The organism is Streptomyces sp. NPDC002619 (assembly GCF_042889305.1).
GTDB lineage: Bacteria > Actinomycetota > Actinomycetes > Streptomycetales > Streptomycetaceae > Streptomyces.
The window spans coordinates 1-19,755 of the sequence record NZ_JBIAQV010000082.1; the positions used below are offsets into that span (position 1 = coordinate 1).

20 protein-coding genes and 4 pseudogenes are annotated in these 19,755 nt (G+C 67.1%); 11 read left to right on the top strand and 13 right to left on the bottom strand.

Annotated features, from left to right (window positions below; genetic code table 11):
• Positions 1-276 precede the first annotated feature (276 nt).
• The 4 genes from ACFYXB_RS43545 to ACFYXB_RS43560 form a co-directional block, all read right to left on the bottom strand.
• Positions 277-738 carry a helicase-related protein gene (locus ACFYXB_RS43545; RefSeq protein ID WP_389590875.1) on the bottom strand — a complete coding sequence of 154 codons (462 nt, stop codon included), beginning with the start codon at positions 736-738 and terminating at the stop codon, positions 277-279.
• 85 nt (positions 739-823) lie between these two features.
• Complete coding sequence (locus ACFYXB_RS43550; protein ID WP_389590877.1) at positions 824-1,606, bottom strand: DEAD/DEAH box helicase family protein; 783 nt, start codon at positions 1,604-1,606, stop codon at positions 824-826.
• Between the two features lie 157 nt (positions 1,607-1,763).
• The gene (locus tag ACFYXB_RS43555) at positions 1,764-2,228 is read right to left on the bottom strand and encodes a hypothetical protein (protein WP_389590878.1); all 465 of its coding nucleotides are present in this window, start codon (positions 2,226-2,228) and stop codon (positions 1,764-1,766) included.
• A 69-nt stretch (positions 2,229-2,297) separates the two neighbouring features.
• The gene (locus ACFYXB_RS43560; protein ID WP_389590880.1) at positions 2,298-3,407 is read right to left on the bottom strand and encodes a hypothetical protein; all 1,110 of its coding nucleotides are present in this window, start codon (positions 3,405-3,407) and stop codon (positions 2,298-2,300) included.
• A 154-nt stretch (positions 3,408-3,561) separates the two neighbouring features.
• Here ACFYXB_RS43560 and ACFYXB_RS43565 point away from each other — a divergent pair, with 154 nt between their 5' ends.
• Together ACFYXB_RS43565 and ACFYXB_RS43570 are read left to right on the top strand one after the other, a co-directional pair.
• The gene (locus ACFYXB_RS43565) at positions 3,562-4,563 is read left to right on the top strand and encodes an RNA-binding protein (RefSeq protein WP_389590882.1); all 1,002 of its coding nucleotides are present in this window, start codon (positions 3,562-3,564) and stop codon (positions 4,561-4,563) included.
• A 323-nt stretch (positions 4,564-4,886) separates the two neighbouring features.
• Positions 4,887-6,416, top strand: a complete 1,530-nt coding sequence (locus tag ACFYXB_RS43570) for a hypothetical protein (protein ID WP_389590884.1) — start codon at positions 4,887-4,889, stop codon at positions 6,414-6,416.
• Positions 6,417-6,446: 30 nt separating this feature from the next.
• Here the strand turns inward: ACFYXB_RS43570 and ACFYXB_RS43575 are convergent, their stop codons facing one another.
• On the bottom strand, positions 6,447-6,998 hold the full coding sequence (locus tag ACFYXB_RS43575; RefSeq protein WP_389590886.1) for a transcriptional regulator: 552 nt from the start codon (positions 6,996-6,998) through the stop codon (positions 6,447-6,449).
• Here ACFYXB_RS43575 and ACFYXB_RS43580 point away from each other — a divergent pair.
• The 5 genes and pseudogenes from ACFYXB_RS43580 to ACFYXB_RS43600 form a co-directional block, all read left to right on the top strand.
• Positions 6,891-7,976, top strand: a complete 1,086-nt coding sequence (locus ACFYXB_RS43580) for an integrase core domain-containing protein (protein WP_389590888.1) — start codon at positions 6,891-6,893, stop codon at positions 7,974-7,976. The genes ACFYXB_RS43575 and ACFYXB_RS43580 overlap by 108 nt on opposite strands.
• Positions 7,977-8,015: 39 nt before the next feature.
• Positions 8,016-8,330, top strand: coding sequence for a tetratricopeptide repeat protein (locus ACFYXB_RS43585; RefSeq protein ID WP_389590890.1), 315 nt, complete (start codon positions 8,016-8,018; stop codon positions 8,328-8,330).
• Positions 8,331-8,439: 109 nt separating this feature from the next.
• Positions 8,440-8,767, top strand: a pseudogene (locus tag ACFYXB_RS43590) (transposase); the annotation flags it as partial.
• A gap of 41 nt (positions 8,768-8,808) precedes the next feature.
• Positions 8,809-8,979, top strand: a complete 171-nt coding sequence (locus ACFYXB_RS43595; protein ID WP_389590891.1) for a hypothetical protein — start codon at positions 8,809-8,811, stop codon at positions 8,977-8,979.
• A gap of 18 nt (positions 8,980-8,997) precedes the next feature.
• Positions 8,998-9,549: pseudogene (locus tag ACFYXB_RS43600) on the top strand (integrase); the annotation flags it as partial.
• On the opposite strand, the gene ACFYXB_RS43605 reads toward ACFYXB_RS43600, so the two are convergent.
• From ACFYXB_RS43605 to ACFYXB_RS43630, 6 genes are all read right to left on the bottom strand, one after another.
• Positions 9,524-9,727 carry a hypothetical protein gene (locus ACFYXB_RS43605; RefSeq protein WP_389590893.1) on the bottom strand — a complete coding sequence of 68 codons (204 nt, stop codon included), beginning with the start codon at positions 9,725-9,727 and terminating at the stop codon, positions 9,524-9,526. The pseudogene ACFYXB_RS43600 and the gene ACFYXB_RS43605 sit on opposite strands and share 26 nt — an antisense overlap.
• On the bottom strand, positions 9,724-10,650 hold the full coding sequence (locus ACFYXB_RS43610; RefSeq protein WP_389590895.1) for a ketopantoate reductase family protein: 927 nt from the start codon (positions 10,648-10,650) through the stop codon (positions 9,724-9,726). Before ACFYXB_RS43610 ends, ACFYXB_RS43605 begins: the two co-directional genes overlap by 4 nt.
• Positions 10,651-10,901: 251 nt before the next feature.
• On the bottom strand, positions 10,902-11,843 hold the full coding sequence (locus tag ACFYXB_RS43615; protein ID WP_389590897.1) for a polysaccharide deacetylase family protein: 942 nt from the start codon (positions 11,841-11,843) through the stop codon (positions 10,902-10,904).
• A gap of 41 nt (positions 11,844-11,884) precedes the next feature.
• Entirely contained in the window at positions 11,885-13,336 is a 1,452-nt protein-coding gene (locus ACFYXB_RS43620) for an MFS transporter (RefSeq protein WP_389590898.1), read from the bottom strand.
• Positions 13,337-13,374: 38 nt separating this feature from the next.
• A complete protein-coding gene (locus ACFYXB_RS43625; RefSeq protein ID WP_389590899.1) occupies positions 13,375-13,746 on the bottom strand; it encodes a cupin domain-containing protein in 372 nt (123 codons plus the stop codon).
• A 56-nt stretch (positions 13,747-13,802) separates the two neighbouring features.
• Complete coding sequence (locus tag ACFYXB_RS43630; protein WP_389590900.1) at positions 13,803-14,546, bottom strand: FadR/GntR family transcriptional regulator; 744 nt, start codon at positions 14,544-14,546, stop codon at positions 13,803-13,805.
• A 516-nt stretch (positions 14,547-15,062) separates the two neighbouring features.
• On the opposite strand from ACFYXB_RS43630, the pseudogene ACFYXB_RS43635 reads away from it, so the two are divergent.
• Both ACFYXB_RS43635 and ACFYXB_RS43640 read left to right on the top strand, forming a co-directional pair.
• Positions 15,063-16,165, top strand: a pseudogene (locus ACFYXB_RS43635) (integrase core domain-containing protein).
• A 17-nt stretch (positions 16,166-16,182) separates the two neighbouring features.
• Positions 16,183-16,377: pseudogene (locus tag ACFYXB_RS43640) on the top strand (ATP-binding protein); the annotation flags it as partial.
• A gap of 183 nt (positions 16,378-16,560) precedes the next feature.
• Here the strand turns inward: ACFYXB_RS43640 and ACFYXB_RS43645 are convergent.
• The gene (locus ACFYXB_RS43645) at positions 16,561-17,220 is read right to left on the bottom strand and encodes a nucleotidyl transferase AbiEii/AbiGii toxin family protein (RefSeq protein WP_388510292.1); all 660 of its coding nucleotides are present in this window, start codon (positions 17,218-17,220) and stop codon (positions 16,561-16,563) included.
• Positions 17,217-17,579 carry a hypothetical protein gene (locus ACFYXB_RS43650; protein ID WP_388510295.1) on the bottom strand — a complete coding sequence of 121 codons (363 nt, stop codon included), beginning with the start codon at positions 17,577-17,579 and terminating at the stop codon, positions 17,217-17,219. The genes ACFYXB_RS43645 and ACFYXB_RS43650 overlap by 4 nt, the downstream gene beginning before the upstream one ends.
• Before the next feature lie 203 nt (positions 17,580-17,782).
• On the opposite strand from ACFYXB_RS43650, the gene ACFYXB_RS43655 reads away from it, so the two are divergent.
• A complete protein-coding gene (locus ACFYXB_RS43655) occupies positions 17,783-18,979 on the top strand; it encodes an RNA-guided endonuclease InsQ/TnpB family protein (protein ID WP_389590903.1) in 1,197 nt (398 codons plus the stop codon).
• Between the two features lie 348 nt (positions 18,980-19,327).
• Positions 19,328-19,755: hypothetical protein (locus ACFYXB_RS43660; protein WP_389590905.1), on the top strand; the 428-nt coding region annotated here is incomplete at its 3' end.

Here is a 19,755-nt window from a genome sequence, read left to right on the forward strand (position 1 = left end):
CAAGCACCGGGCCAAGCATCATGACGTCGGCAAGACGGTCAAACGAGCCGAATCCATCAAGGAGCACCAAGCCCGCCGAGGTTAAACGTCAAGCTTAGGGGTTCTCAACAACACAGGGAATCTCAGATGAGTCGAGGTAGCGCACTTCAAGCCCCTCAACGCTTCAGGCCATAGGTGCACACGCCGTCAAGCGTGCAGGTCACTACCCAGGCAACTGAAATCAAGATCAATCTCATTCACAGGCAGGGAGCTGAGCCAGCAGAACATCGGCCAATCTCACGCGCCCGAGAAGCGGCGAGAACTCACAGGGGTGCCGAGCAGGTCGGTGGGGTCGGCGTCGGGTGGGGTGTAGGCGGGGATGACCAGGCTCGCCGTCTTGGTCTCGAGGGTGGGGGGTTTGCGTAGGGCGCGGCCCAGGGCCTGGACGATGCGGCGCACGCTGGCGGTGCGGTCGGCGAACACGATCGCGTCGACGGCGGGCAGGTCGACGCCCTCGCCGAGGACTTGGGCATTGGTCAGGATGCCGCGGGGGGCTTTGGCGAAGCGGTCGAGGATGGTGTGGCGCTGCTCGGGGGTGTGGGTTCCGTTGATCGACTGCACGCTCAAATCCCCTGCCCAGGAGGGGCGTTGATCCTCGGGCAGGGTGCGCAGGGTGTGGGGGAACTGGCGGGCGAAGTCGGCGGCGTCCGCGATCTGCTGGAAGTAGACGATCACATGGTGGAGGTCGTGTTCGGTCATAGCCTTGAGGACGGCCAGGTGCAGCGCACTCGTACGGCGGGCCGTGGGGCCGAAGCCGGTCTGGAGGTCGGTGCCGGTCAGGGCGCTACACAGGTCGGTGTTGGTGATCGTGGGGATGAGGAGCTGGTAGTCGGCGAGGACGCCGTCGTCGATCGCGTCCGCGTGGGAGTAGGTGTGGAGGCCGGGGGCCGAACACCTTGGGGTCGTCCATCGAGGCGATCAGGGAGGGAGCTTCCCAGGCGGGGGCGGTGGCCGCGGTGCGCTTGGGCTGCGGGCGCATGTCGGGGGCCTCGGCCAGGCGCGGGGCTTCCCACTCGTACGGTGTCGCGGTCAGATACAAGCGACGGTCGGCCAGGATCCGGGTGTTGTCGTGGATCATCGTCCACTGCTTGTCCCAGCTGCCCGCCGTGCGGTGCGCCACGTCCACCACCAAGAGGTCGAAGACGGGGACGGGGAAGATCGTGTGCTGGGTCTCCTCGATCCTGGCCAGAGAATCGAGCGTGACGAACACTGTCGCCCGCTCACGCCGTTTCCTGCGCTGAGCGAGCCAGTACGCCAGGTACTCCCCCGAACCCGTACTCAGCGCGCCGGCGTCGGCGAGCAGCGGATGCTTGCCGGCGTCGAGTGAGGACACGGCCATCAGCGGCTCGGTGCGGCCGTCGGCGCGGGCGGCCTGGGCCCACTGGGCGATCAGGTCCCAGCTCGGCACCGCGATCAGCAGGTGGTAGGTGTCCAGTGCCTCGGCGGTTCTGAGCGCGATCAGCGTCTTGCCCGTCCCGCACGCGGAGACGATGTGGCCGCGCGTGCGGGGGTGCTTCAGGTGCCGGACGGCCGCGTCGATGGCCGCGTTCTGATCCGGGCGCGGCACACGACGCTCCGCGGGAGCAGTCGAGGGTGTCGCAGCAGCCGCTGGCTCGAGGTTGGAAGACATCGGATACGGCCCCAACTCGCGGCGGAATGGTCGCCGTCCATCCTCCCGTACTCGCGGCGGCCCGTATGGGCACCTGGCGAACCTGCCTGACCGGCTACACCTGTTCCTGGTACACCTTGATCTCGGCGGGCCTGAGTGTGCGGATCGTTGTCCAGGCTGCTCGCGTGCTCAGTTCTTCAGCCCACTCATCGAGATCATCTCCGGCGCCCTGAAAGAACCACGAGTGGAAGCTGCCGAGAGCGTGCAGGGCGGGAGCGGGTCCGTATCGGAGCTCGCAGTGGACCTGCACGTAGTGGTCGTGGTTTCCGTCGCTGTCGGTGATTTCGAACTGCCGGACAAGACCCAGCGTGAACGTCGCAGGACCGTCGAACGAGTAGGTCCCGTACTGGAACAGAAGACCATCCGCATCGGAGGTGTCCGAGACGTCGAACAGGCATCCGCCGAAGCGTAGGAAGGCGAGCCAGGCTTCTTCCGTATCCAGGTCGGCAAGCGCCCGCCCGGCCGTCAGTTCGCTCTCCAGGAGTGCCACGGCCTCGGCTATCGGCGGTTTTCGCGTCATGCACGCCCTCCTCGTCCGCTGCAGCGGGGCTGAGCGTACTCAACCCGGCGGATCATCCCGTTCGCAGCGTTAGAAGATGCCGACGTGCAGGTGCTGCGTGAGGTTCTCAAGGATCTTGCACAGCCACGGAGCACGGGCGGCTGGCAGCCGGACCAGGGTGTGCCGGAACGTTTCCGGGTCAGCCCGGAACAGCTGGTTGGGTCCGGGTGCGGGCGGGTCGTCGCGGAGGACGCCGTCGGGCATGCTGCCCGACGCGGGGATGGGCAGATGCGGCTCGGGGAAGGCCAGCCACAGCCATATCCCGAATGGCAGCGGCACCCGGCATACCGAGGTGGCTGGGCCGGCCGGGGTCCAGGTCTCCCCTGTCTGCGGATGGGTCGGTACGAAGAGGATGTCAGCGTCTGTGTCGGGGCCGGGCCGTCCTGGTCCGGCCAGGACGGTGCGCCGCTCCGGCAGTCCCGCGGGCAGCAGGGTGTCGAGGGCGCGTTGGAACACTTCCTTGGTCAGGCCGTCTGGGACGGTCACCGGTCGGCCTCCCGAGGCCACCAGCAGGTGGGCAAGCGCCCGGCCGACGGCCGCCTCCCACTGCGGGCTCCATGACCAGAAGTGGTTCAAGCCCAGCCGCGATCCCCACCTCATGGTCATGGGCGCGAACGGGGGCGTGCCCTTCCCCTTGTCCATCAGCTCCGCCCAGGAGAGCGGGGCGTCCTCGGCGCCATCGAGGGGGAGACGGCGTACGGCGTCAGGGGCGAGCCACACGGCCTGCCAGAGTGAGCAGTCGTCGATCCGGCTCGCCACGGGCAGCCCGCATGACATGCAGGCCATGTTGGGGCCGTCGGCCCCGTCGATGCCGCAGCAGGCACCGCCGCGCTTCTCCGGGATCAGTACCGTGCCGCGGGTATCTCCGGGTGCGACGACGATCGCTCCCGGCGCGCCATCGGACAGGGCGTAGACCGGCGCGTAGATACCGCGGTCCGCTGCCTCCTCCGGGTCGATCTCTTCCCACTTCCGCCACGGCGGCCCCGACGGCTCCGGGTCGACGGCGAACGTGCCCGACTCCATGAGCACCGGGAGCTGAACCGAGTTCCCGAACTTCTGATGGGCGTGGACCGGCAGGGCGACCTGGGTCAGCGAGGTGGTCAGCTCGGCGTCGCACCCTTCACACACGAAAACGAACAAATGTCCTCCGCTGGGCAACAGGGGCATCGTCGCAGCACGCCGTCGGTCAGCCAACGCATTTTTCGCGCGCTGCGGGAAGGCAGCCGCACGGCCAGCCGGACCACGGTGTCCGCCCTCAGCCGCTGTGTGGGGCGACGTGCAGAAAGATGGGGGCGTGCTGACCTACGTGTACTGCGTCACCAAATACGACCCCGCCGACCGCGACGAGCACGGGAACTACACCGGCCCGGAGGACACCGTCAGCGACCACGGCGAGGTCGAGGCGGCCTATCTCCGGGCGGTCGCGGCGTTTGCCGAGGACACCGCCATCGATCACCTGGTCGTACGCGAACCGGGGGTTCCGTCCCTCGCGCACTTCGGCGTGGAGCCTGCGATGGACGGCTTCGGGCTGGACGGCCTCTTTCCCTTCGGCCCCGCTGGCTTCCACGACGGGGCCGAGGTGTCGCTCGATCTGGCCCTGGAACTGGTGCGGATCATGCTGCGTGACGGAGGCGCCTGGTGTCGGCTGGAGGTGGCGGACACCTTTGCGGTTCACGTGGGATGGGACCAGTACCTCTATCTCAGCAGCAGCCGGCCTTGCGAGAAGGCGCTGGCCCGCACCCGCGGTCTCGGGCTGTTCCCAGAACGCATGGCTGCATCCCCGTACGCCTTCGAGGACGAGGAGGAAGGTGTGCAGCGGCCCGGAGACGACGAATTCTGGTCCGACGTGCACCGAGCCGTCGCCACAGGTCGCGCTGGCATCCTGGAGGAGACGTACCTGGAAGGTGCCTCGCGATGGCACCACCTCACCCGCGACACCATCGAAACGGCGCGCGCCGGACTGGCTCCCCGGGCCCGCCTGGCCGTCTGGCCGCCCCTGTCCAGCGACATCGACGCTGTCCTGGGCACCCTCCCCGAGGATGGACTCGTCGAAGGCGTCTGGCAGGACAAGGACGGCCACATCCACAGCGCCATCGCCGACGAGGACGAGTTCCCGGAACTGTCCGCTCGGATCTCCAGTGCCTCGGCCGCCGCGCTCCTGTCCGTGTACGAGGGCGAACGTGTACCTCTGTGTACCGCTGTCATGCTCGACAACGACGGGGTTCTACGGGCTCGTTGGCGGACCGAGCCGACGCCGAGCGACCAGGACTGGGCACTCCGCCGCTCCCTAGGTTGAGTGCGGCTAGGCAGCCTTGCCGTGAGTGGGAGCGGGGTCTCCTGGGCGTCGCGGGATGTTCGCGTCTGCCGTGAGCGATGTCGCTGCCCAGTCCCGAGCGGCGGCCAGGTGCTCGGGCTGCAGGCCGCTGTACGGGTCGGGCTGGATGAGGAGTGTGGGGGTGGCCTTCGGCCGTACGGGACGCTGCCCAGCTGTGATCGGGCGCTTCTGTTGGCCGGGCTTCGCGACCTGAAGCGCTCGGAACGGGTTGCGTACTGGCAGTCGTTCGTGGGCACCTTAAATCCGTCGTCCGTCCGACTGCGGTCCGGGCAGGATGTGTTCCTGTGAACCATGTACTGTGCGGCCTCGCGGCCAATGAGGCTCTGCCCGTTGAGTTGGTCGACCGCCTGATCGCGGTCGCGGACGCGGACATCGCCGACGGCCTCGCCAGTCGCGCGGATCTCAGCCACGAGCAGGTGGTCGAGTTGGCCACACGGGTCCAGGAGAGCGCCGTGCGACTCGCGTACGAGGGCTGGCTGACCGCTGCCGACGTCGACCCCCGCACACAGCCGCTGGCCGCGCTCGCTCTGATTGAGGAGCGTTCCGGTGACCCGAGGTGGGCGCGGCTCCTCGCCGAAACTCCCGACGCTGAGCACCGGGCGAAGCTTGCCGCCTGTCCCGGTCTTCCAGTCGATGTGCGGGAAATCCTCGCCGCCGATCCGGACGTACAGGTCGTCGCGGAACTCGCGTTGTGGACCACGGCGGACTTGGCGGCCCGTCTCGCGCGCCACCCGCATGCCGAGGTCCGCCGCGCGGTGGCGGCCAACGAGGCGACACCACCACAGGTCCTGGCCATGCTGATCACCGGCGAGGAACTGCTGCCACCAGCAGAGCGGTGCCTGGTCTGCGACAACGAGGAGACGCCCTACGTACACGATCCGCACTGTCCGCGACTCGACTGCGACCTGCCCTCCGGTGCCTCGTGCACCGGCTCGCACGAGTCCACCCTCCACGAGCTGGCGGAGCAGGCCCTGTGGAACCCCGCCACACCGATCGAGGCTCTCGTCCGGTTCGCCGACCATCCTTCGGAGCTGCTGCGCTGCCGGCTCGCTGCCCGCCCCGACCTGCCACCGGAGACAGCGGCGCGGCTCGCCGGTGACCCTGTTCCCGGCGTACGAGCCGACCTCGCTGAGAATCCCGCGATCGACGACTCTCTGATGCGTGTGCTGGCTGCCGACAGCGGTCACGACGTGCGGCGCAGACTGGCGCACAATCCCCGCGTACCGCTCGACATACTCTCCGGCCTCGCCGCCGCCACCAGGATCGGTTCGACCCTGCTGCCGCGGATCGCCTCCGCTTCTCCCTCCGAGGTCGAGAGCTTGTCCAAGTCGTCGAATCCGGTGGTACGGATGCTCCTGGCCGAACGGCGTGATCTGCCGGCCGTGATCCGCGACGTGCTGGCCGCCGACCCGGACGCGAAGGTGGTCAAGTCCATCGCCGGACACCCGGGCCTCTCGGAGGCTCAGCTCCGCTCCATGGTCGAACGCCACGGATCCCGGGTCATCGCCAAGGTGGCGGCCAACCCGGAGACGCCGTCTGCCCTGCTGGAGTACCTGACCAGGCACATGACGCCGGTCCGGAAGGCGCTGCGTGAGGTCGCCCGGCATCGTAACGCGACCGGTCCGGCGCTCTTCGTCTGTCTGACGGACCAGGACGCACGGCGGATCGCTGCCGGGCACGCGGCCCTGCCGCCGGAGACCATCGTCGAATTGCTCGCCGACCACGACTGGCAAGTGGTGGAAGCCGCCGCAGCGAACCCGTCCCTGCCACTGGCAGTAATGGTGGAGTTGATACCTGAGCTCAACGGGGCGTAGGTCCGACGTGGCACGCCGCCACGTTGTCTTTCAGGCGGCGAAGCCGATGTTGGAGACATATTCGTACTGACCCCATTGGCTGCCGAGGTCGGGCAGGACGTCGGTGGTCCATACGTCGTCGAGGGCCTGCTGGTCTCTGTTGGCCCAGGCGGTCACGATGCGGTCCCAGCGCCGCACGTTCAGCTTCCGGAACTCCACGACGCGCTGGTGCGGCCTGGCGACCTGGGACTGGTTGAAGGGGTGGATCTCCACCCTCGTGCCGCGTCCGGAGTTGAGACGCCAGAGGAGGTGGCGGGCGACGTTGTGGCGGCGCACCGTGCGGTAGACGGCGTCGATGCGTTCCAGGTTGGCCTTCGACGGGCGGCGTTTGCCGTCCAGCCACGCCTTCAGGGTCCGGTCCGTGACCTGTGGGGCTCGTAAAGTCATCGCCGCAGGTCGGGGCGGTGGAGCACTCTCGGCTGGGACCATGTCCGCGTGATCATCTCGATCCTCTACAAGGTGGCCCGCAAGCTGCTGTCTGTTTCCGGGGTGCTGCTGCGTCGCGACACCGCCAAGGACGCCGAGTTGCTCGTACTCCGGCATGAGAACGTGGTCCTGCGCCGTCAGATAGCCGGCCCGGTCCGCTACGAGCCCGCGGACCGGTTCTGGCTGGCCGCCCTCTCCGGCCTGATACCCCGTTGCCGCTGGCGCGAGGTTTTTCCGGTCGTTCCCGGGACGCTGTTGGCCTGGCATCGCAGGTTCGTTGCGGCGAAGTGGGACTACAGCGTCCGGCGCGCCCGTACCGGACGACCGCCGACCAGGGCAGCCATCAAGAAGCTGATCCTGCAGCTCGCTCGTGAGAACGCGCAGTGGGGGCACAGGCGGATCCAGGGCGAGTTGGCCCGTCTCGGGCACCCGATCGCCGCGTCCACGGTATGGGAGATCCTCCACGCAGCGGGCATCGACCCGGCACCTCGCCGTACCGGCCCTACCTGGCGGGAGTTCCTCACCAACCAGGCCGAGGGCATCATTGCCGTCGACTTCTTGCATCTCGACACTGCTCTCGGCAGGCGCCTGTACGCGTTGGCGTTTCTCGAACACGGGACCTGGCGTCTGCACATCACAGGCGTCACCGCACACCCCACCCGGGAGTGGGCGGTGCAACAGGCCCGAAACCTGGCCGCCGACCTCGGCACGCGCATGGAGTCCCTGCGCTTCCTGCTGCGTGATCGCGACGGCAAGTACGGCCAGTCCTTCGACGCCGTCTTCGAGGCCGAGGAGATGGAGATCCTCAAGAGTGCACCGCAGGCCCCTCGGATGAACGCCCGCTGCGAGCGGGTGATCGGCAGCATCCGGCGCGAGGTCCTCGCCCATGTCCTCATCCTGAACGAGGCCCACGCCCGGCAGGTCCTGGCCGCCTACCAGCGGCACTACAACGAGCTCCGCCCCCACCGGGCCCGCAACCAACTACCTCCGGGCGCCGACCAGCAGCCCATCGCCGTACACGAGCTCGAAGGCCGCAGACTCCTACGCACCCGCATCCTCGGCGGCGTCATCAACGAATACTGCTACGCGGCTTGACCTGCAACGACGACTTTACGAGCCCCACACGCACGGCGAATGGGACGCCACCAAGAGGCTAGAGAGGGGTTCGAAGAGGTGTACGCCGCACGTCGGCGGATCCTCGGCGATCGTCACCCGTACACCCTGCTGACGCGCACCGAGCTTGCATTGCTGGCTTGGGAGCGAAACGACCTCGACTGCGCCGAAGGTGAGTTGAGTGAGATCTACAACCAGCGACGTCAGGTCCTCGGTGACTCGCACCCGCAGACGCGCTGGACGCTGGCTGCCGCGCGGCAGCTGGCCGAGCTCCGCTCCAGCGCAGGCGTATGGGCTGCGGGTGACTATCTCATACCCGAAGCGCCGAGCTTCTGAGGCCGTGGCGACGGCCGCATATGCGGTCACTTGCTCGGGCAACATCCCTGCACGGTAGCCCCGTTCGAACAGGAGTGCAGAGACTGACCGGCCATCGGCAGACACACGCCAGGTCCTGCGCATCCAGCGCAAGCGCCGGGCGGCCGGACAGAAACGCTGGCGCACCAAGACCGTCTACGCGATCACCGACCTGCCCGCCGAGCAGGCCACCGCCGCCGAGACCGCCTCCTAGCCCGCGGTCACTGGACCGTGGAGAACACCATCCACTGGTGCCGCGATGTCACGTTCGGCGAGGACGTCAGCCAGATCCGCCGCCACCACACCCCCGCCGTCCTCCCCGACCTGATTCGCTCCGCCTCAAACACGCTGGCTGGGCCAACATCGCAGCCTGTTCCGCTCGAAAATACGATTTGGGGCTGTGCCTGCATGTTTGCTGATCCTGGCGACGCGGCCTCGACGGGCCTGCAACGATCTGCGGATGTCGCTGTCGGTTGTCTCCGCGCTGGTCCGGAATCTGATCATGGTGCCCACTGCCGTGCCGCGTAGCCGCGTGGCCAAGGATGCGGAAGTGATGGCGCTACGGCATGAGAACGCGGTATTGCGCAGCCAAATCGCCCGGATCCGGTACGAGCCAGCCGACCGGATCTGATTCGCCGCCCTCTCCCGACTGATTCCTCGCGGGCGCCGGCGTCAGGTCTTCGCCGTCACACCCACCACGCTGCTGGTCTGGCATCGTCAACTCGCCACCCTCAGATGGACGTTCACCCACCGCGGCCCCGGGCGACCTCCTACCGCGCCCATCGTCAAGCACCTTGTCCTGCGCCTGGCCCGCGAGAACAACACGTGGGGCCACCGGCGGATACAGGGCGAACTCGCCCGCCTCGGCTACCCGATCGCCCCGTGCACGGTCTGGGAGATCTTGCACGCCGCCGGCATCGATCCCGCCCCGCAGCGCTCAGGGCCGACCTGGCACCAGTTCCTCACCGCCCAGGCCCACGGCGTCATCGCCGCCGACTTCCTCCACCTCGACACCGTGTCACTCGAGCGCTTGTACGCCCTGGTCTTCATCGAACACGGCACCCGGCGCCTCCACCTCGCCGGCGTCACTACCAACCCCACAGCTCAATGGACCGTTCAGCAAGCCAGGAACCTCGCCATGACCCTGGGACGCCGCATCGACTCGCTGCGCTTCCTCATCCGGGACCGGGACAGCAAGTACGGCCGGTGATGCCTTCCTCGGTCACCAGATCGATGAGCAGGAGAGGTGACTCGGGAATGCGCATGATGCTGGTGCCCAGCGCGCGGCGCAGCGGGACCGACACCAAAGTGGCGGTGATCGAGCGAATGGTGAGTTCGTCGTTCGCGCCGGAAAGCCAGCTCGCCGGGAGCCGGCTCACTCGGCGCGCCCTTTGCTGTGTACCGAGAGAATGTCACAGATTGCCCGGTTGCACGGCGTCGGCACGCCCAACTTGGCTCCGCGTTCCGCCACATCGCCGCTCAACCAGTCCAGTTCGAGCCGGCTCCCCCGCTCCAGATCGTTGTGCATGGACGAGGTCATACCGGCGGGCACCTGGTCGATGAAGGCCAGTTGCGTGTCGGCGTAATCCGCCGACAGCGGCACGCCTTGCGCCCGCGCCACCTGGACGACCTCATCCATGACGTCGTGCAGGAACGCGCGGGAGCGCGGATGCGTCCGGAGCGGCCCAACAGGCACCCGCGCCGTGCTCGTCGTGCCGGACAACCCGACCAGGAAGACGAACTTCTCCCAGATCGTCTGCTCGATCCGGTCGCTGACCTCGACATCGATGCCGCTCACCACACAGGCATCGCGGAATTGCCGGACGCGGTCGGACAGCGAGCCGTCGTATTCGCCGAAGACCAGCTTCTGGAGTGACCCTGAATGCCGAATGAGCCCAGGTTCGGCGATCGTCGCCGCGATGTAGCAGACGCCGCCGACAACATGGTCCGGACCGAGGACCTGGCGCAGCACGTCGTCCTTCATCACTCCGTTCTGGAACGACACCACCGCGGTGTGCTCCCCCAGCAACGGCTTGATCGCCTCGGCCGCCGTCTCGGTGTCCCACAGCTTCACGGAGAACAGCACCAGGTCCACCGGGCCGATCTCCGTCGGATCGTCGGTAGCCTGGGCTGCCTTCGGCAGATGCATGTCACCGAGGGGACTTTCCACGCGCAGCCCGTTGGCGCGGATGGCCTCGAGATGTTTACCGCGGGCCACGAACGCCACCTCGTTACCGGCAAGGGCCAGCTTGGCACCGAAATACCCGCCAACACCGCCGGTGCCCATCACTGCGATCCTCATGAAACCTCCACATAGCGTGTGAATTCGATGTCGCAGAATGCTCGCCGCCGGAGTTCCGGCCGCACCGCGCGCCGCGGTTGTCTTGTGGCACTCACCTCAACCCACCGTCGGAGCTGACGGTGTAGCCGGCGTGGCAGGCGATCCGGACATGCCGCTCATGTGGTCCAGGTCCGCCCGCGAGTGCAGGGCGCGGTAGGCCATCGCGGCCAGCCCGGTGCCGAGTAGCCCGCCGACGCGCCGCGCTGACGTCGCTACTTGCCAGCCGCCTTCACGAAATCAGCCGAGTGCTCGACCCACCACCGGGCGATGTCGGACCGACCAGCAAACCACACGCTGCCCTTGGCTTGGGCGTACTCGATGAACTCCCGCAACGCTCCCGTGCGTGCCGCCTGGCCTATCAGTCGGGGGTGCAGGCCGATGGACATCATCTTGGGACGGCCCCGTGAGCCCTCCAGCCACAATTCGTCGAAGCCGCGCTTCAGGTAATCGAGAAACAGGCTCGGCGAACGAGTGCCCTGAATGTCGTTGTACGTCAACGAATAAGGCACGACGAGATGCCGTACGCCCTTGACGTCGACGTAGTACGGAAGATCGTCGTTGTACGCATCCGAGTCGTAGAGGAACCCTCCGTTCTCCACGACCAGCTCTCGCGTGCTGATGGAGGGACCGTAACGGCAGTACCAGCCGCTCGGAGCTTCGCCCCACGTCTCCTTGAAGGACGCGACAGCCCGCCGGATGTGGTCCGCCTCCTCCTCGCGCGTCAGGCGCCAGTGCTCTTCCCAGCGCCACCCGTGCGCGAGCAGGTCGTGCCCTGCTTCCCGGGCCACCGTCGCGACCTCAGGGTTACGTTCAAAGGCGACGGCACAGGCGAAGAACGTTGCCTTGATGTCGTAGTCGTCGAACAGCCTGAGCAACCGCCATACACCGACCCGGCTGCCGTACTCGTACATCGACTCCTTGGCCAGATCCCTCAAGTGACCCGGAAAGGCATACTCCACTTCGGCCAGGCTGTCGTTCTCGCCGTCTCCCATCTCGTGGGAGTACTCGGAGCCCTCCTCATAATTCACCACGATATTGACCGCCACGTTGGCGTCGTCAGGCCACCGAACAGCCGGAACGTCCTTGCCGTAGCCAACCAGATCGCGACTGAGGTTACTTGAAATATCGCGCATCGACGTCATCTCCTCACTCATGGAATCGCTGCCAACCAAACCCGGTGGCAAGAAACGATCAACTATGCTGGGGCATCGGTTCGCTGGCCAGACCCGTGAAGAACCTCCAGCGGGACCCGATGGGTTTCCGGCGCGAATGCCGCCGCCACAGCCAAGCCCACGTACATCACCGCCACGGCTCCGAACACCCAAAATGCTCCGACGTGCTGGAGAAGCGAGCTGGCGATCAGCGGCAGAAGCGCTCCGCCCACAAACCCGGTATTGACGATGACGGCCGTCCCGAAACCCCGAATCCGGGTTGGGTACAGTTCGGGTGCCCACGTCCAGATGGTGGTGTTGACGATCAGAATGAAGATTTGGAACACGAATCCCAGCACCAGGATGAGCACATCACCCTTGGCGAACAGGGCGAAGGCGATGACGCCGATCGCGCTGAGGACCGCGCCTACTGTGACAACGGTGCGGCGCGGAATAGCGAATCCACCGTACGAGGCGATCACACACCCGATGAGACCACCGACGTTCTGCAACATGGTGAAGGTGACGCTGCCCTGCACCGAGTAGCCACGGCTGACCAGGATCAGGGGCATCAACAGGACCACACTGAACTGAGCGCCCCACGCCAGGAATGCCGCGACACCCAAGGCGATGGTGCGACGACGAAGCGGCCTGGTCAGCACACTCCTCAATGCATGCCCCGTGGACTCGTCGTGCTGGGCGCTCTCCGAGGCAGCGGCGGTGTCACGGTCGACGAAGGGGTGGATGTCGTCGCCGCTGTGCAGGCGCAGCCGTCCGGTCGCCAGTCGCGTGAGGGCCTCGTTCGTCTCCTGGACCTTGCCTCGGCTCAACAGGTGAGCCGGTGTCTCAGGTAGGTACCGCCGGAAGAACACGACCAAGATGGCGGGAATCCCCAGCAGGCCGAAGGCCCACCGCCAGGCGTTGTCACCTGCGTTGACCGCGGAGGCGAATGGGCCGATGACGACCAAGGCGTAGACGTAGGCGAGGAAGATACCGATACCCGCGGAGATCGTGTTGAACAGAGATACGAAAACGCCACGGAACTTGGTCGGTGTCAGCTCCGAGAGGTAGGTGAGCCCGACGGCGATCTCGCCGCCGACGCCCAGGCCGGTCACGACCCGGGTGACACCGAGGACGACGGCGTTCGGTGCCATGGCCGACAGCACCGAGCCGAGACAGTAGATGACCAGGCTGACAGACAGCAGACTCCTACGGCCGAATATGTCCGCAACCAGGCCGCCGACGATGCCACCGGCGACAATTCCCAGGAGACTCACGGTGGACAGCAACGCCAAGCCTGAGGCATCGATCCCGAGCGACTTTTCCAGAGACGGGCCGAGCGCCGAGAGGATGAGTTGCTCGAACACCTCGAAGAGGCCGCCCACCACGACCAGGGTGAGTGCCAGGAAATGGGTCCGCGTAAGCCTCAAGCCATCGACGATCTCACCGAGTGATTTTGGCCTGCTGCTTATGGCGGCTTCAGCGTCGAACGCCATGATTCCCCTTCCTTGGTTCGGGTGTCGTTACTGGAATCTCAAGAGGCATCGTTGGCTTGTGTCGGCGGCCGAGTAGGCAGCGGGAAGGAGAACACCGAAACGAGATCCTCGGCGCCGGTGTTCTCCAGAGCGTGCCATGAGGCTGCCGGGATGAAGATGGCTTGACCGCGCTCGAAATCCAGGACTCCTTGGTCGGTGTGCAGTCGACCGGACCCTTGGGCGACGTACATGACCTCGGAGGTGGCATGTGCGATCGTGTCCGTTCTCAGGGTCCCGGGCGGGATCGTCACCGCTCCGAGGCAGTTCTGGATCTCGGGAACGTTGTTGCCACTCAAAAGCAAACCGTCGGCCGGCGGATTCGCCGGGTCCAAAGTGACCTGAACGTAGCGTCCGGTGATGGCGTCAGCCATTGATCCCCTTCTCGAGATGTGGATGCTGCTGGGTTGGCGACGGACCTGCGACTGGGTCAGAAAACCGGCCGGTCGATCCCCGCGCGCCCGGGGAAGAGTTGTGCTTGGTTCCGCTGGAGGTGAGCCTTCATGGCGTCCTCGGCCCCTTGGGGCCCGTCACTGCGTATCGCGTCGAGGACGCGTTGGTGATCTGCAATCAGTTCGACGCGCTTCTCGCGGTCCTTGAGGATGATCTGGTTGATCAAGACCCACAAGGGCTGTCGGTCGATCTCGACCAGTTCCGACGCGAAGTGATTGAGGATGTGGTTCGGGCACATCGCGGCCAAGGCCGCGTGGAAAACCATGGAGTGATTGACGAAGTCGGGAAGTTGAGCCGGCTCGTCGATCAAGCGGGTTGCGGTGTCGAGATCACGCTGAACCTCGTCCAGGTCGAGGTCACGTGGGCTTGCCGCCAGCAGGCGGGAAATTGATGGCTCGACCACGAGTCGAGCCGCGATCACGTGCTCGGGCGTCGAGCCGATCTCATGTCCGTAGCGCTGGGACAGCCCGCGACTTAGGTCGGCGACGTAGGTGCCGTCCCCGTGCCGCACGACGATGGCACCGCTCAGCTCCATCGCGAAGAGCGCCTCACGCACGGTCGCCCGCGACACCTCGAACTTGGTCGCGAGTTCCCGATCCGACGGCAGCCGAGCGCCCGCAGCCAGCCCGCCCTGCTGAATCTCACTCAGTAGCGCCTGCGCGATGCGCAAGTACCGCCGTTTCGGCAGGGACGACGGTCCCGAATGGTCTGATGACTGCATGGCCAGAGGTTAGACCTCTGGTCCGGAGGGCACAAGGGTCGGCCGGTCAGCGAGAGATGTTGATCGAGCGAAAGATCAGGCTGGCTCCAAGCCGAGACGCCGATCCGCGATGAGAACCGGCGAGAGCATCGCCGCAGTCCAGGGCCACTGTCGACCGTTGGAACCAGGGGCGAAACAGGGTGGGCGGGCAGGTTCCGCAGCCAGCACAGGGCGAGGAATGGGAGCTGCGGTTCGGGACAACGGAGCCGGCGACCGGGTGGGCAAAGCTGGAGGCGCCGTCCCACCGGGATGCCTATACCAGACCACCGAGATGCGCTACCGGGAGGTGCGGCAGCCGGTGAGACACGACACGGCTCCATCGCATTTCAAGTGCAGTGGAGCGGACGCGGCACGGCGGAGCGGACGCGGCCGACCGCCTGCTCGCGAGCTGCGGGTGCCGAAAACCCCATCCATGGTCTGTGACCTGCAGATTGCCGCGAAAGGCCAGTGATCGCCGGATGGGCGCGTTGGTGGATCGTGCTGTTGCCACTGCCCTACCTCGCGGTGTCGAGCGTGTTCGCCTTCATCCGGCTGCTGCCGATGAGCGCTGTGGACAAAGACATCGAGATCTTGACGCTGCGCCACCAGTTGGCTGTCCTGCAGCGGCAGATCGACAGGCCACGCATCACCCCGACGGACCGCGCATTCCTGGCCGCGCTCCTCCACCGGCTCCCCAAGCCGAAGCTGCGGCAGCTGCATCTGATCGTCTCGCCGGAGACGGTCCTGAGGTGGCACCGGGACCTCATGCGCCGTCGTCACGCTGACGCCTCCCGTCGCAAGCGGTCTGGCAGGCCGCCAACCCTCCCCCAGCCTTCGGCCGGGAGGTGCCCCCAGCAGTGTCCAGGCCCTTGTCCTGCGCTTGGCCCGCGAGAACAACTCCTGGGGGTATCGGCGCATCCACGGCGAACTCGCCGTGCTCGGCATCAAGGTGGCACCCTCCACGGTCTGGGAGATCCTGCGAGCGCACGGGATCGAGCCAGCGCCCGAACGCGCCCGTCAGACCTGGGCCGCGTTCCTGCGCGGCCAAGCCCACGCGATCCTGGCCTGCGACTTCTTCACCATCACTACTCTGAACGGCGCGACCCTTTATGTCTTCGCCGTCATCGAGCACGCCAACCGCCGCATCCGCATCCTCGGCGCGACCGCCCACCCCACCGCGGACTGGGTGACCCAAGCCGCGAGGAACCTCGTCATGGACCCCCAGGACGCCGGCGCCACCATCACACACCTGATCAGGGACCGCGACAGCAAGTTCACCCGCGCGTTCGACACCGTCTTCGCGGCCGAAGGCATCGAGATCGGCACCACCGGCATCCGCGTGCCCCACATGAACTCGATCACGGAACGCTGGGTACAGACCTGCCGCCACGAACTCCTCGACCGCACCTTGATCCGGAACCAGGCCCACCTGCTCCACGCGCTCGGCGAGTTCGAGTCCTTCCACAATCAGCATCGGCCTCACCGCACCCTGAACAGCGCTGCACCCCTGCGGCCGCTCCCCGAACCGACTCGACCGCCTCGACGTCCGCTGGCGTGACCGACTCGGCGGCCTCCTCCACGAGTACGCACATGCGGCCTGACCAGCTCGGACGTAATAATCGGCACCCGCAGCGTCCCGCAGGACCTCACGGGGCGTGCCGAAACCGTCGTCGCGGAGCTTGCCGCCAACGCCGTCCTCCACGGCCGCCTGCCCGGCCGCAGCTTCCGGCTCACGCTCCTCTTCGACCCGTCCTCCGGGCGTCTCCGCGTCGAGGTCACCGACGCCCGCGGGGACCTCTACCCGCAGATCGCGAGCCGCGCCGCCGGACCCGACCCGCTCCGCCCCGGCGGGCGCGGCCTGGCGCTCGTCGCCCCCCCTCGTCGACCACTGGGACACGGTGCCCTACCCGCCCGGCGGCAAGACCGTCCGGGCCGAGCTCCTCGACACCACGACCAGCGCGTGATCACGCCGACGGGAGAGGGGCAGGACCTCTTGTCAGGCGTTCTCGTCGTGGATCCGCGCGCCCAGGTCCTCCGCCCACTCCAGCGCCCAAGCCTTCAGCTCCTCGATCTGCCGAGTGGTGAGCCCGTACGCGGCGTAGTCCTCGTCCTCGTACCAGTCCGCGCCGGTGAGCCGGTCGCGGAGGTCCTCAAGACTGAACTCGTCGTGGGCGCGGCGGCGGCCGAGTGTTTCGAGGTCGGCGGTGGACCGGTGGCGGGAGGCGGCCTGGACGTCGATGAGGTCGCGGACGGTGCCGCGGTCGGCGAGGGCTCGGACCTTGGTGCCGATCACGTCGTCGAGGGAGAGGACGGGGCCGTAGGGGGTCTGGGCGGGCGGGGCCCAGAACGCCTCCTTGAGGACGTCGACCTCGCACTCCTCGCCGGTGTCCGGGTCGGTGGCCAGGAACCGGCCGCTGAGCGGGTCGGTCTGGACATGAGTGGTCCGCCAGCCGCGCGCGGTGAGGCCGGTGGTGAGGGAGGCGACGATCTCGTCCATCGGGGCGGGGTTCTCCGTGGCGACGTCGAGGTCACGGCTGAAGCGTTCGACCAGGCCGTGGGCCTGCACGGCGTATCCGCCGGTGAGGACCAGAGGATAGGGGGAGCCGAGGTCGAGGATGTCGGCGAGGAGACGCTCGTGGAGCGGGGTGAGCTTCACGCGGCGGTCGTGTCGACCGGAGCGGTGCGGGGCAGTTCGGGGAAGGCGTCCTCCCAGACCTCGCGGATATAGGGGCTGACCAGGCGACGCAGAACGGGCCACTGCTCGGCCAGCAGCCGGTGGTGAAGGAAGGCCGCCAGGTCCTCGCGCAGGCCCTCGGCGAGAACAGTCCGGTAGAGGGTCATGCGGGACTTCGGGCGGTCCAGACTGTAGCTCGTCCGCCCGGACCAGACGATGTGCAGCGGCAGGTCGACGGTGCCCTCGACGGGGCCGGCAAGCTCCTGCAGGCGCTCGGGCAGCCGGCTGCGGTAGCGGTCCCGCAGCACCTCGGCGCGGGGGGCGGTGGTCGTCGCATCCATGCATCCAGTATCGCTGCTGAGAGGCGGCTGCATGGCGGATACAGGCGTCATCGGATTCCTCCGTGGATACTCCGCCCTTCAGGGCGGAGAGGAAACGGACTCCTGCGGAGCAGGGAATGGGGCTGGAATTCGCCGCCAGGGCGGATCCCAGTGCCCTGACCGCCATGTTTGGTCTTTACCCGTAGGCGCACTAGTTTGTGAGGGTGACCGCGAGCCATGTGAAGCGGGCGTTCAAGTACCGCTTCTATCCGAGCGATGCGCAGGCAGCCGAGCTGTCGCGCACGTTCGGCTGCGTTCGGAAGGTCTACAACCTGGCGCTCGCGGCCCGCACGGAGGCGTGGACGCGGCAGGAGCGGGTCAACTACAACCAGACGTCGGCGATGCTGACGGTGTGGAAGAAGACCGAGGAACTGGCCTACCTCAACGAGGTGTCCTCGGTCCCGCTCCAGCAGACGCTGCGCCACCTGCAGGTGGCGTTCACCAACTTCTTCGGCAAGCGGGCCAAGTACCCGCGCTTCAAGTCGCGGAAGAAGTCGCGGAAGTCGGCCGAGTACACCACCTCGGGTTTCCGGTTCCGGGACGGCAGGCTGACCCTGGCGAAGATGACGCAGCCACTCGACATCGTGTGGTCCCGGCCCCTCCCCGAGGGGACGAAGCCGTCCACGGTGACCGTGTCCCAGGACGCGGCCGGCCGCTGGTTCGTCTCGATGCTGTGCGACGACCCCACCGTCAGGCCCCTCCCGGCGACGGACACCGCCGTCGGTATCGACGTCGGCCTCGACCATTTCCTGACGCTCTCGACCGGGGAGAAGATCACCAACCCCCGGCACGAGCGCCGTGACCGCGCCCGGCTCGCCAGAGCCCAGCGCGTCCTGGCGAAAAAGGCCAAGGGCGACGGGGCCAACCGCCGCAAGGCACGGCGCAAGGCCGCCAAGATCCACGCGAGGATCACCGACCGCCGCCGTGACAACCTGCACAAGCTGACCACGCGTCTCGTGCGTGAAAACCAAACGCTCGTGATCGAGGACCTGACTGTCCGCAACATGGTCAAGAACCACACCCTTGCCCGAGCCATCTCGGACGCGAGCTGGAGCGAGTTCCGCTCCATGCTGGAATACAAGGCGGCCTGGTACGGGCGGGAAGTGATCGCCGTGGACCGGTGGTTCCCCTCGTCCAAGCTGTGCTCCACCTGCGGCACCTTGCAGGACAAAATGCCCCTCCACGTCCGAACCTGGACGTGCGACTGCGGCACGACCCACGACCGGGACGTGAACGCAGCGAAGAACCTTCTGGCCGCCGGACGGGCGGTCGCAGCCTGCGGAGCTGGTGTAAGACCTCAACGGAGTTCTCCGGGCGGGCAGTCGGCGATGAAACAGGAAGTCCCACGGCGCGAGCCGTAGGAATCTCCCTCCTTCAGGAGGGAGAGCGTCAATGTCCGATGTGCGGTCAAGCGCCGCCCGCCCTCCCTCGGCATCTCAAGCGAACCTCCCTGTGCCAGCGTCCATCCGCCGATGCTCCGGAAGCGGTGCCCGGCTCTCCCGGCTCCTCGCCATGCCGCGTTCCTGGGGACCTAGTGGAGGGCGCCGAACGGTGTGCCCTACGCGTCCGGGCGGCAACAGAGTCCGGGCGGAGCTAAGTAGCTGTTGCCGTACCGAATCTGAGGACGGCGTTTTCGCTGGTCGGGCATAGGGTCGGTGATTCCGTGGGAGTGGTGGCCTGTCGTTTCGTCGCTCCCAGGGAGGTCACGGATGCCGTCGGTCGTCGGACTGTTGGAACAGCACGAGCTCGCCGCTCGCCGTCGGGTCGACGGGCTGCGTGAGGAGGCCGATCGTATCCAGGCCGAGTTGGCCGTGGCCGAGCTGGAATGGCAGGAGTGGGTGATCGCCCGCAAGCGGGTCGATACGGTGCTGGCTCCGGGCGGCGGCACCGTCGACACGGAGATCAGCCCGGATGTGCAGAATGCGGACGCGCCGTCGGCGCCCCGGGATACGGTGAAGCCGAAGTCGCAGGTGCCGGTGTGGCGTGAGGGACTGGCCTGGTCGGCGCTGTCGTTGGACTATCAGCGCATTCTCAAGGCACTCGCGGACCGGGCCCGGCTCGGTCAGGGGCCGGTGACCTGCCAGGAGATGGCCGCAGCGTTCGGTTTGGACGTGGTGCCGGCGCGGGTGGAAGCACT